Genomic DNA, 12,360 nt, shown 5'->3' on the forward strand with positions numbered 1-12,360 from the left:
ATGGAAATCACCACAATTATCGGGATTGTTATTGCAATTGTGATTATGCTATTCGGCATAAGACTGATCTTGAAAAAACCTGCGGAGGCTGTACCGTCACTGGATGCGGATCTGCATATTGATCCTGACAGCCAGACTCCGGTTATTCCAAGGCATGTACGATCTCAACTGTCTAAAACAGAAAGTCCGGCAGCTGCACGTGTGGAACCGAGTCTGAATGAAGAAGTGGTAAACAATATTGCACCTGCGGAAGAACAACAAGAAGCAGCCAAAGTAGAGCCAACTTTGACTGAAACCGCCCAGCCCGAAACCAAAGCAGCAAGTTCACTCGATACACCGGTGGTTGCAGAGGAAGCAGAACCGGAAGTAACCAAAGCTGAAGAAACCACAACATCTGCTGAACAAGAAAATAAGCCTGAAACAGTAGAAGTAGCAGAAACAGAAAAAGAGCCTAAAGCAGCTGAATTTAGCCTGAATAGCAATATCGAGAAAGCTGAAATTTCTGACTTCAATGATGAAAGTAGTATTCTGGATGCACATCTACATGAGCAAAAAATTGTGGATGAAGAATGTTCGCTGGCTAATGCTGAAACGATTATTTCTTTGCATGTTTATCCACAGGGCCGTGCTCTTTCAGGTGAAAAAACCTTAAAAGTTTTACTGAAATATGGCCTGCGTTATGGTGAGCTGGCATGTTTCCATCGTTATAGTGAAGATGGCTCGAAACTGCTATTTTCAGTATTGCGTATGGCAGATACCGGTATGGAAGGTTTTGACTTAGAAACTCTGTCGACTGAAGAAGTCAAAGGTTTGGCATTCTTCCTGGCTTTACCGCATAGTGATGTACAGAATGCCTTCGATACCATGGACAGCATTTCACGTCTGATTGCGCGTGAAGTGGATGGTCTGGTTTATGATCAGAACCAGCAGGAAATGACCCCACAATTACGTGAATTCTGGCGTCATCAGGCGATTGATTATCGTGCTGGACAGACTGCAGAAGTTTAATATTCCAATATTGAATCTGCAGAATCCGATTTTTATAATAGCGAAAAGCTGAATATTGTATAGGGCGGATTTTCCGCCCTTTTTTATGGTGAAATTATGACCCAAGATGCCACTGTCATTGCGCAAATGCGTCAATTGATTCAACTGATTGCCAAGCATAATCATGCTTATTATGTGATGGATCGACCTACGATTGAAGACAGTGAATATGATCAGCTCTTTCATCAGCTCAAAGCTTTAGAAGAACAATATCCACATTTACAACAGCCAGACACACCGACAGTTAAAGTAGGCGGTCAGGCACTTTCCAAATTTCTGACCGTAACGCATGCGGTGCCAATGCTGTCTTTAGGCAACGTGTTCAATCAGGATGATCTGTTTGCTTTCGCACGCCGTATTGAAGAGCGTTTACCCAATCAAAAGATTGAATACGATGTTGAGCTGAAATTTGACGGTCTGGCAATTTCCCTCTGGTATGAACATGGCGTACTGGTTCGTGGTGTCACTCGTGGTGATGGGGAAACTGGCGAAGATATTACCCAGAATGTCAAAACCATTCGTAACCTGCCGAAATTTCTGTCTCCAGTGAATGGCGTGATTCCAGAATTACTGGAAGTGCGAGGCGAAGTGCTGATGCCGAAATCCGGCTTTGAACGTCTGAATGCGGCCAATGCAGCGAAAGGCGAAAAAACTTTTGCCAATCCACGTAACGCTGCGGCCGGCAGTTTACGCCAGCTTGATCCGAATATTGCAGCTTCTAGACCTTTGGCTTTCTATGCTTATGGAATTGCCCAGTGTGTACCACATCATGGTCAAACCACAATGTCAGGCAGTTTGGAATGGCTACAGCAATTTGGCTTTGCTGTTGGTGAGCGGCATTTTATCTGCAGTAGCATCCAGGAAGTGCAAAAAGTTTACGAGCAAATCATTGAAGAACGTTCAAAGCTTAGTGTCGAAATCGATGGTATGGTCATTAAGGTCAATGACCTGAAACAGCAACAAAAACTGGGTTTCTTGAGCCGTGAACCACGTTGGGCAACCGCTTATAAATTCCCGGCAGTGGCGGCATTGACCACCGTTGAAAATATTGACTGGCAAGTGGGCCGTACCGGAACGTTGACCCCTGTGGCACGTTTAAATCCGGTTGCCGTGGGCGGTGTGACGGTTTCCAATGTGACCCTGCATAATATTGGTGAAATTCACCGTCTGGATGTAAGGATCGGGGATACGGTCAGCGTTTACCGTAGTGGTGACGTGATTCCTAAAGTTGAAAAAGTCTGGCCAGAATTTCGTCCTGCCGATGCTGTAGAAGTGTATTTACCTGAGAACTGTCCGGTGTGTGGTTCTCCAGTCGTCATGCCGGAAGGTGAAGCACTGGCACGTTGTTCAGGTGAACTGTATTGTGCGGCGCAGCGCATCGAAACCATCCGTCACTTTGTTTCACGTAAGGCTATGGATATCGAAGGTCTGGGCGATCGCTGGGTGGAGTCACTGTTACATCTCAATCTTTTAAAAGATGTCTCGGATATTTATCACTTGCATGAGCATCGTGAGCAATTACTGCAAATCGAAAAAATGGGTGAAAAGTCCGTTCAAAATCTCATTGATTCGATTGAGAACAGCAAGAAAACTACATTGGCAGCGTTTATTTATGCGCTCGGGATTCGTGGCGTAGGTGAAACGACAGCACGTATGCTGGCCAATACTTTCCAGACTCTCGACGCTTTACGTAGTGCTGATGTAGACGCTTTAAAGAAAACACCGGATGTTGGTGATATTACCGCAGAGTGGATTGTTGATTTCTTCCAGGCACCGCATAACCTGGAAGTATTGGATCGCTTGTTGGCTGCCGGTATTCATTGGGATGCACCAATTGCACCAACGCGCCAACCACTGAATGGTGAAAGTTGGGTAGTGACTGGAACTTTAAGTTCTATGGGACGTGATGAAGCAACACAACTGTTGCAAGCCTTAGGTGCACGGGTCAGTGGCAGTGTATCGAGTAAAACCAAATGTGTGGTGGCGGGTGAAAAAGCGGGTTCTAAGCTCGATAAAGCAGAAAAACTCGGTGTGCCCGTGATCAATGAAGCGCAATTTATTGCTTTGATGAAAGAGCATGGGCAAATCGAAGAATAATCAGTTCTAAACAATGACTCAAATAAAAAAGACACCCAGGATGATGAATCTTAAGGTGTCTTTTTTATTGCTAATTCAAAACTATAGGTGAATGAGAGGGGAGGATAGACAAATACAAGGACGGGTTCGGCAATGTAAGTTGAATTCACGTACAATATCGATTCATTTGCAGGTATAGATCCTGCCTGATTGATTCTATTCTCCCGTTGATGATTGGCATACACATGGCGCAAGCAAAGAAATCTTTTCCGCAACAAAAATCGCAATTACATGCACGAAATCTGCATCGCAGTCGTTATGATTTTCCTGAGCTTATCAAGACTTGTCCGGAACTTGCGCCTTTTGTCAGCCCGAATCAATATAACGATCTTTCAGTCAACTTTTCTGATCCTCAAGCTGTGAAAATGCTCAATAAAGCATTGCTCAAGCATTTTTACGGCATTCAATATTGGGATATTCCTCAAGATTATCTTTGCCCACCGATTCCAGGTCGAGCCGACTATATTCACTATTTGGCGGACTTGTTAAGTGATAATAATAAAGGTCAGATTCCAACAGGACACGCCGTTCACGTATTAGATATTGGGGTAGGGGCGAACTGTATTTATCCGATCATTGGGCATCGTAGTTATGGTTGGAAATTTGTTGGCTCAGACATTCATTCGGCATCGGTGAAAAGTGCACAATTTATTGTGGAGGCAAATCCGAATCTCAGGAAGGGGATTCAGATTCGATTGCAAAAGACACCGAGCAATATTTTCAAAGGGGTGATTAAACCTTCAGATCGTTTTGATTTGACCCTGTGTAACCCACCATTTCATGCTTCGCAAGATGAAGCAAATGCCACAGCAACGCAAAAATTACGCAAACTTGGCAAACCGGTTGATCGGTCTAAAGTGGTGTTAAACTTTGGTGGACAAAAGAACGAGCTGTGGTGTGACGGTGGAGAAGAACGCTTTGTTTGCCAGATGGTACAAGAGAGCACACAGTTTGCTGAGCAATGTCTTTGGTTTAGTACACTGGTTTCTAAGAAAACCACATTGCCTATGCTGTTAAATACCTTGCGTAAGTGCGGTGCAGTGGATGTAAAAACCATTAAAATGACCCAGGGGCAAAAAGAGAGTCGTTTTGTAGCTTGGACTTTTCTAGATGTAAAGCAACAGCAAGCGTGGAAAAATGCGCGTTGGACTTCTGCTTAAGTAGATTTTTAAGCAGTCGTCATAAGCTTGCCGATAAATGACTTGATGCATAAGCTCAAACTAAATCTGACAGACACAATAAAAAGTCGGTCACTGTCAGATCAGGTTTGAGCGAGTACGGTTAAGGAATATATTTTTTCACCACACCATCATCCAGCAATTGCTGGAAATGTTCGACCAGACTTTCTTTCACCGGACGATATTCCAGACCGAGTTCATCCTTACTTTTTTGGGCATTAAAGAAAATTGGATAACCCATATTGAGTTCAACAAACTTGCGGCTAAAGCCGGCCAGAGGACCAAAAATCTTGAAAGCCGTTTTTGGCAACTGGTTGCGCGGGAACGGGAATTTAGGACCAAAGGCTTCACGCAGGATTTTACCCATTTCTAGCAGGCTTAAAGTCTCACTACAGATAATATAACGGTCATGCGCTTCCGGATTAAAGGCGGCACGGATATGGGCTTCAGCAACATCCTGAACATCCACCACACCATTCCACATCGGTGGAACGCCGAGTAAAGTCATGCCATTGGCAAACTGTTGCAGAACTTCCACACTGCCTGATTGAGTATTAGGCGTTAAGGATTCCCCAAAGACCAGTGCCGGATTGATACAGATCAGGTCCCAGCGATCCTGCGCTTCCGCCATTTCCCAAGCTTTGCGTTCTGCCATGACTTTGGAATACGGATAAGGCTGATGGGTTTCTGAACTGGTGGTATTCCAGTGAGATTCATCAAAACTGGTGTGCTCGGTTTGCAAAATATCAATCGCATCGCCATATGTTGAGGCAATACTTGAGGTGACAATCACACGTTTGACGGATTCAGTTTTATTGGCACTATTCAGCACATTTTGCGTGCCCAGAATTGCTGGTTCAATAATGTCTTTAAGCGCATCCTTATAATTGGTGACCACAAAAGGCGAGGCCATATGAAAGACAATTTCACAACCTTCCATGGCCGCATCAAAAGAACCGGGCTTGAGCAAGTTGGCTTCAAACAGCTTTAGGATCCCCGGGCTGCTGTCTGCAATTTGTTCTAGGTGCGTATAACTCTGTGTTTTATTCAGATCACGTACAGTGGCATGTACGGTATAACCTTGTTTCAAAAGTTTCTGGATGACCCAACTGGCGATATAGCCAGATGCGCCGGTGACCAGAACAGGTGCTGTGCTATGTTGTAATGTCATATTTAAACCGTTGTTGTTTTAACTTCTTTCATCGTAGGCACAATTATGCATGAACCAGGCTAAACAGGTGAGTCCAAAATAAAAATAAACAACAAGATAAGTGCTTATTAATATTTACAAAAATTAACGTTTGAATATTCCAGCTTGCTGGATTGAATAAAAACGGAACGAAAAATGCAAGATGTTGTTTTATAAATGGGAATTGTCCGAATAGAGAGCGTAAATGCAAGTGCTTCTCATTTTAATTATATAAAAATCAGACATTTACCATAATTTTGCTTTTGCAAATCAAAAATCTTTTCTCCATAATAGGATGATAAAAGCAGGGAGTAATTCAAATGCGCGGTAATCCAGAAGTCGTAGATTATTTAAATATGCTGATCGGTGGCGAACTGGCTGCTCGTGATCAATACCTGATTCACTCTCGTATGTATGAAGATTGGGGTCTGACGAAAATCTTTGAACGCATCGACCATGAAATGCAGGAAGAAGCACAGCATGCAGATGCCCTGATTCGTCGTGTCCTGTTCCTTGAAAGTACGCCAAATATGCAGCGTGATGACATCGAAGTTGGTGAAAATGTGGTGACCTGCCTGAAAGCTGACCTGAAGCTTGAGTATCATGTCCGTGAAAAGCTGGCTCAAGGGGTAAAACTTTGTGAAGAGAAGGGCGATTATGTGACCCGTGACATGCTGCGCCAGCAAATGTCAGATACGGAAGAAGACCATACTTACTGGTTAGAAAAACAGTTACGTTTGATTGAGCTGATTGGTCTGCAAAACTATATCCAGTCACAAATGTAAGATATTGAATAATAAAAAACCCAGCAGATGCTGGGTTTTTTTGATTCTGTAGACTTAAGAATTGTTGTTGCTGACAATTCCGATTTTTTTTACTTCCAGACGCTGAGCCGCAGCCATCACCATCGCGATATGCTTGTATTCAGTTGCACGATCAGCCTTGATTTTAATCTGATCCTGATCGGCTTTTTGCGCCACGGTCTTGAATAAGGCTTCTAGCGCTTGGGCATTCGCCACCGGCTGATCATTCCAGAAGATCTGGCCTTGAGCATCAAGACGTAAATTCACAATCTCTGGCGGTTTTTCCTCAGTCGGTGGTGGTGTACCATTCGGCAGGTTGATATTAATCGAATTATTCGGCAACGGAATAGTGATAATAAACATAATCAGTAAGACCAGCATGACATCAATCAATGGTGTCATGTTGACGTCCAGCATTACATCATCATCTTGATTTGAGCCAACATTCATTCCCATAACTGGATTCTCCCTCAATCTTAAGGTGAAGCGGGCGGGGTCGTGACAAATGCAATCTTGCCAATACCTGCTTGCTGGGTAGTACTGATGACCTGATCAATCGCTTCAAAAGCTGTTCTTTGATCACCGCGAATATGCACTTCAGGCTGAGGACGTTTCTGGGCTTCTGCCTGTAAACGGGTCAGTAAAATTGCCTTGTCCGGAATATAGGATTCATTCCAGAAGATATCGCCATTTTTATTGACTGCCAGCTGGATATTTTCCGGCTTGGTTTCATACGGGACATTACGTTCTTCAGGCAGATCGACCGGTACGGTATGAATTGCAACCGGTACTGTAATCAGAAAGATAATCAGCAGTACTAGCATCACATCAACCAGAGGCGTGGTATTAATGGTACCAATGACCTCATCATCGCTGTCGTTTGAATTGACCATCATTCCCATGGTTGACCCCCATTTTTATTTTGTGTCGCGGTGAACAGGATTGTTTGAGCTGATTTCGCCGCTCAGTAGTACAGCATGCAGGTCAGAACCGAAGGTACGAACTTCTTCCATCACCGCTTTATTACGGCGAGTTAACCAGTTGTAGCCAAGTACTGCAGGAACTGCCACTGCCAGACCGATTGCAGTCATGATCAGTGCTTCACCGACCGGACCAGCAACTTTATCAATTGATGCCTGACCGGAGATACCAATAGCAGTCAGTGCATGGTAAATGCCCCAAACGGTACCAAACAGACCTACGAAAGGTGCAGTAGAACCGACTGTAGCAAGGAATGCCAGACCACCACTCAGATGGCTTTGAATCTTGTCGACTGCGCGTGAAATAGAAATCGTAACCCAAGTATTAAAGTCGATACGTTCAAGTAAAGTGCCGCCATGGTTTTTGGTTGACTTGATGCCTTTTTCAGCGATAAAACGATATACGCTGGCTTCATCCAGATTTTGCGCTGCATTGTCCAATGAAGAAGATTCCCAGAACTGATGTTCTGCTTCTTTGGCCTGTTTGCGAATCTTGCCTTGTTGCAAGCACTTGGTGATCATGATGTACCAGGTACCGATTGACATGATCACCAGAATGAACAGGGTCACTTTAGACACCATGTCACCTTCTTTCCACATGGCTTCCAGACCATAAGGGTTGCTGGCAGGTTTTTCAGCTGCAGCAGGTGCTGGCGGTGTAGGCTCAGCGACAGTCGCAGGAGTTGTGGTTGCCGTTTCAGTGACGGTCGTTGCAGGTGTAGGGGATTCTTCAGCAAATACGGTTTGCAAAGGTAGTAAAGTACTTGCCGCAATGACACTTGCAGCAGTGATATTTTTTAAAGTGTATCGTGCGTTTTTCATAATGAATCTCCTCATTTTGTTTTTTAATCTGTTGTCTGGATCAGTCCAAGATAAATTCGTAGGGAATGTCGTACCAAGATTCTTGTGGTTCACCATTTTTCATTGCAGGTTTGAAGGTACATAAGCTGAAAGCCTTGGACGCTGCACGGTCGAGAGAACGGCTGCCACTGGATTTTTTCACTTTGGCATCTTTCACTTTGCCGTCGGTATTCACAAAGACAGAGATCAGCACATTACCTTGCTCTTCATTCATTAATGCATCGCGCGGGTAATCTGGACGCTTACAACCCGCTTCACCTTGAGATACGCCACGTGTAACGCCAGTTGGTTGCGGTGGAGCAGCAGGCGCTGCTGCAACAACTGGGGCTGGTGCAGCCACCGGACTTGGGGATGGTGTTGCTGCAGCTACAGGCGTTGGTTCTGCAACCGGTTGAGTGACGGTTGGCGTAGGCTGTGTTTTCTGTACTGGAACCACTTTTTCTACTGGTTTAACCTCAGGAACCTGTGCCACTTTTTCTACAATTTTAGGTGGCTCAGGTGGGGTTTCCTTAGGTGGCTCTGGTTCTGGTGGTTTAATATCCTGAATAATCATCAATTCAACCGGTTCTTCTGACGGTTTGATGATGTCTTTTGCCATACCTGCCATTAGCACCAGGCCCACCAGGATATGCAAGAAAATCACGACACCAATTCCAGTCAATTTTTTGGCGGAGCTTTTTTCTATGTCTTCAAACGTTGTGCTCATCATGACTCCTGGAATTTAAGACAAACAAGAAATAACGGTTTATTTCAAAGCTGATGTAGCTGCATTATTTTTTGTTTGGCTAAAATGATATGAATACTGCAAATACAGCATGACGCTGTATTTGCAGAAAGCTTGTCTTAGAATTTGTAAGTACCACGGATGTAATAAGTACGACCTGTAGGATCTGAGTAACGAGGGTCATAACCGTATTGGAAGTTATCCAGAACATCAGATGCAGCAGGCTCTTCATCAAAGATGTTGAGGATACCGCCAGTCAACTCCAGGTTTTTGAAGCCTTTATAAGTTGTTGCGAAGTTATAAAGTGTGTAGTCACCCACATCACGCTCGCCAGAGTAGTCTTCATAACCACGAGTGAACTGTTGTTCAAAGATCATTTTCCAGTCTTCATAAGACCAGTTCAGGTTGGCAACATGTTTCCAGCGAACTACTGCCGGGTCTTCATATTTGCCTACCAGACCAGACCATTCACCGCCTGGTTCACTTTGGTAGTCCAGATTGATCACGTAAGTACCATCAATACCGAAACCGAAACGACCAGTAGATGTTTTAGGTGTCAGGTAGTTCAGGCTCAGGTCTACACCTGAAGTTTTTAAACCGCCAGAGTTCATCAGGGTAGTACGGATGTGCTGGATACGGCCTTCACTATCACGTATGAAACGGTCTGCATAAAGGTCTGGATTATCAAAGATTGATGATTCACCCACTGTACCTACCAGACCATCGATCTCGATATTGAAGTAGTCAGCAGTGAAAACCAGGTTTTTGATTGGTTCAAATACTAAACCAGCAGTGAATGATGTAGATTCTTCTGGTTGCAGGTCAGGTGAACCACCTTGGGTACGCTTAAACTGGGTATTACATTCAACCTGATATTTAGGTTCGACTGGCGTGCCACCTGGACATAACACAGGGTCATTGTATTTCGCACCTGTCCAGGTTTCACTGATTGGCGCGTTGATTTCGTACAAGCTTGGTGCACGGAAACCGGTGCTATAAGATGCACGGAACATGACTTCCTTCATTGGTTCCCAACGTAGACCAACTTTCGGGTTGAAGGTATCACCGAAGTCGCTATAGTCATCATAACGGGCAGCAATTTGAGCTTCCAGACTTGGCAAGATTGGGATCTGGAATTCAGTAAAGAATGCTGTGATGTCACGATCACCCTTACTGATTGGTTTGCTCGGGTCAATACCAGAACCTGGTACTTGAGCCACGATTTCAGAGTTTACTTTCGCTTCCCAGTCCTGAGTCGTGAAGCTACCACCGAAGGCAAAGCCAACATCACCTGCAGGTAATTCAAAAATTGGACGACTGATCGTAAAGTCTGCAGTTGTAGACTCTAAAGAGGCGATGTTAGTTTCGCCATTAATCACAAATGATTCCCAAGGGGTATCGCCTGGACGTGCTGGACCGAATGGGTTGATACGACCTTCATTCAATGCAGTTTGCAGGTTGCTACGGTGTAAGTAACCACCTGTAAATTCATCAGTTGCTTCGCTTTTCGCGTATGACACGCCTGCGTTGATATCCCAGCCTAATGCCTCACCTTCAATACCTGCAAAGAAGCGGTGTGAGTCATTGGTTGACATACTTTGACGGTTACCTGCCTGAGAACGGAGGTAAAGTTGAAGTGGATCACCGCTTAACTCGCCATCTGTAATAGCCGGAGTAATACCATTACCTGGATAGTATTGGCTGCTTGAAGGTAAAGTCACGGTACGGCCATAAACGTCTGGTGCAATTGAAGTGGATACTTCAGAACGTGTAAACACGTATTCACCAACCGCATTTAATGAATCATTAAGCTTGAATGTCCCTTTACCTAATGCAGATAGTGTTTCAACCTGTGGTTTGATCGCAATTAAAGCCTGCGTATTTAGATAACAGAAGCCGTCATCTGGAGAAGACCATGGAACATTATTACAGTCATCTGGGTATGGGTTACCTAAATAACCAGTGGTTGGATCATAGATGTTTGCCGGGAAGCCGCTTGCAGAGCCAGCATCAATACCTAATTCAGGAATTACACCACCACGGCGGCTGACTTTACGCTGTTGAGCATGGATCTGGTTAGATTTACGGTAGTCCAAGACACCCATGACGTTAAAGCCATTTTCATCCAGGTCACCGAAACCACCGAAGATCGCAGCTTGTCGTTTCTCACCACCTGAATGTTCGGTTTCATGTAAGGCTCCGGTAACGCCTAAGCCATTGTATTCAGATTTGGTGATGAAGTTGATTACCCCCGCAATCGCATCTGCACCATAAACTGCAGAAGCACCATCACGTAAAATCTCAATACGGTCAATCATCGCCATAGGGATGATGTTTAAGTTCGTACTATCTGTACTAAATGCACTATAGGCAAGACGACGGCCATTTAAAAGCACAAGTGTTTTGTCTGAGCCTAGACCACGTAAGTTGGCTGTCGAACCTGAAGTATTACTTGCACCTACGTTTTGAGCAGTAGAGAAACCTGCCTGGTTCGCGCTGACTTTCACTAAGGCTTCTTCAACAGTACTTACACCCTGGTTCGCAAGATCTTCACCTTTGATAACGGTGATTGGTGAAGAACTTTGTGCAGCGACCCCCTTGATTGATGAACCCGTCACTGTAACTTTCTGAACTTTAGTTGGCTGTTCAGCAGATGCAGCTTCTTCGGCATGGGCCAGCGGCAGACACATCATACTTAAGCTGAGTGCGCTTAACTTGAGTAGTCTTTTGCTGACGGTTGGAGCCCCCATAGATCCGACTAATTTATTTTTTTTCATCGTAAATTTCACCCTTTTGTTATGTGAAGTAGTGCTGGGTTGATCTAAGCAAGGCGAATGCCAACTTATAAAATTTTATATTTTTATATTTTTAAATAATTGAAAAATAATAATTTAATTGAATTTAGTTTGAGCTGGCCGAGAAATACTGAAGAAAAATTAAGAAATCTGTGTATAGAATCTGAAGAAAGAAGGAAGTGAGACCCCTGTCAAAGCAATAAATAAATATTTAATGAATAAGAAAGTAGTCCAAAAATGAGAGGGAAATTGAATAAAGTTTAATCATGGTGCATAATTTTTACATAAAATATACAATATTTTTTAAAATTAAATTATTTAAAATACAGATACTTATGTTTATTTTTTGTTTACCTAAAGGTATACAATAGTGCAATAAGATGAAACAGGGTTGAGTTATTTTTGTGCGAAATAAACTTTAGTGAGAATTTTAAGGATAAAAATTTAATTAATGATGCATGGAAAATATTATGTTATTCATAATATTTTAAATAATTAATAAAAATAAACTTTTTCAGTTAAAAACAGGAAGAAATCCCTATTTTTTGCAAGGATGGCATGAAATTCGCTTTGTTCAGTTTATTCCATCTGTCCAGCTTTGACCCATCCATTGAAGCAAATATGGGATGATGTATTTAAAACTTCCT

General features: G+C 43.5%; 10 protein-coding genes. 4 read left to right on the top strand and 6 right to left on the bottom strand.

Annotated elements, in window-relative coordinates; translation table 11 throughout:
- The 3 genes from FOC32_RS07720 (at nucleotide 1) to rlmF (ending at nucleotide 4,343) form a co-directional block, all read left to right on the top strand.
- On the top strand, nucleotides 1-1,008 hold the full coding sequence (locus tag FOC32_RS07720; RefSeq protein WP_104426560.1) for a cell division protein ZipA C-terminal FtsZ-binding domain-containing protein: 1,008 nt from the start codon (nucleotides 1-3) through the stop codon (nucleotides 1,006-1,008).
- 96 nt (nucleotides 1,009-1,104) lie between these two features.
- Nucleotides 1,105-3,144 (top strand): NAD-dependent DNA ligase LigA, encoded by a 2,040-nt coding sequence (gene ligA, locus FOC32_RS07725; RefSeq protein ID WP_175966789.1) that lies wholly within the window; start codon nucleotides 1,105-1,107, stop codon nucleotides 3,142-3,144.
- 224 nt (nucleotides 3,145-3,368) lie between these two features.
- Nucleotides 3,369-4,343 (top strand): 23S rRNA (adenine(1618)-N(6))-methyltransferase RlmF, encoded by a 975-nt coding sequence (gene rlmF, locus FOC32_RS07730; protein ID WP_104426558.1) that lies wholly within the window; start codon nucleotides 3,369-3,371, stop codon nucleotides 4,341-4,343.
- A 121-nt stretch (nucleotides 4,344-4,464) separates the two neighbouring features.
- Here the strand turns inward: rlmF and FOC32_RS07735 are convergent, their stop codons facing one another.
- On the bottom strand, nucleotides 4,465-5,532 hold the full coding sequence (locus FOC32_RS07735; protein WP_175966790.1) for an SDR family oxidoreductase: 1,068 nt from the start codon (nucleotides 5,530-5,532) through the stop codon (nucleotides 4,465-4,467).
- A gap of 338 nt (nucleotides 5,533-5,870) precedes the next feature.
- Here FOC32_RS07735 and ftn point away from each other — a divergent pair, with 338 nt between their 5' ends.
- Entirely contained in the window at nucleotides 5,871-6,335 is a 465-nt protein-coding gene (gene ftn / locus FOC32_RS07740; RefSeq protein ID WP_175966792.1) for a heteropolymeric bacterioferritin subunit Ftn, read from the top strand.
- A gap of 54 nt (nucleotides 6,336-6,389) precedes the next feature.
- Here the strand turns inward: ftn and FOC32_RS07745 are convergent, their stop codons facing one another.
- The 5 genes from FOC32_RS07745 to FOC32_RS07765 all read right to left on the bottom strand — a co-directional run bounded on the left by FOC32_RS07745 (nucleotide 6,390) and on the right by FOC32_RS07765 (nucleotide 11,695).
- A complete protein-coding gene (locus tag FOC32_RS07745; protein WP_004783336.1) occupies nucleotides 6,390-6,809 on the bottom strand; it encodes an ExbD/TolR family protein in 420 nt (139 codons plus the stop codon).
- A 20-nt stretch (nucleotides 6,810-6,829) separates the two neighbouring features.
- Nucleotides 6,830-7,255, bottom strand: a complete 426-nt coding sequence (locus FOC32_RS07750; RefSeq protein ID WP_005234255.1) for an ExbD/TolR family protein — start codon at nucleotides 7,253-7,255, stop codon at nucleotides 6,830-6,832.
- Between the two features lie 15 nt (nucleotides 7,256-7,270).
- Entirely contained in the window at nucleotides 7,271-8,155 is an 885-nt protein-coding gene (locus tag FOC32_RS07755) for a MotA/TolQ/ExbB proton channel family protein (protein ID WP_175966794.1), read from the bottom strand.
- A 40-nt stretch (nucleotides 8,156-8,195) separates the two neighbouring features.
- Entirely contained in the window at nucleotides 8,196-8,900 is a 705-nt protein-coding gene (locus tag FOC32_RS07760; protein WP_175966796.1) for an energy transducer TonB, read from the bottom strand.
- 137 nt (nucleotides 8,901-9,037) lie between these two features.
- Nucleotides 9,038-11,695, bottom strand: a complete 2,658-nt coding sequence (locus tag FOC32_RS07765; protein WP_175966798.1) for a TonB-dependent receptor — start codon at nucleotides 11,693-11,695, stop codon at nucleotides 9,038-9,040.
- Nucleotides 11,696-12,360 lie beyond the last annotated feature (665 nt).

The organism is Acinetobacter sp. FDAARGOS_724 (assembly GCF_013364475.1).
In the GTDB taxonomy this organism is placed as follows: Bacteria; Pseudomonadota; Gammaproteobacteria; order Pseudomonadales; family Moraxellaceae; genus Acinetobacter; species Acinetobacter variabilis.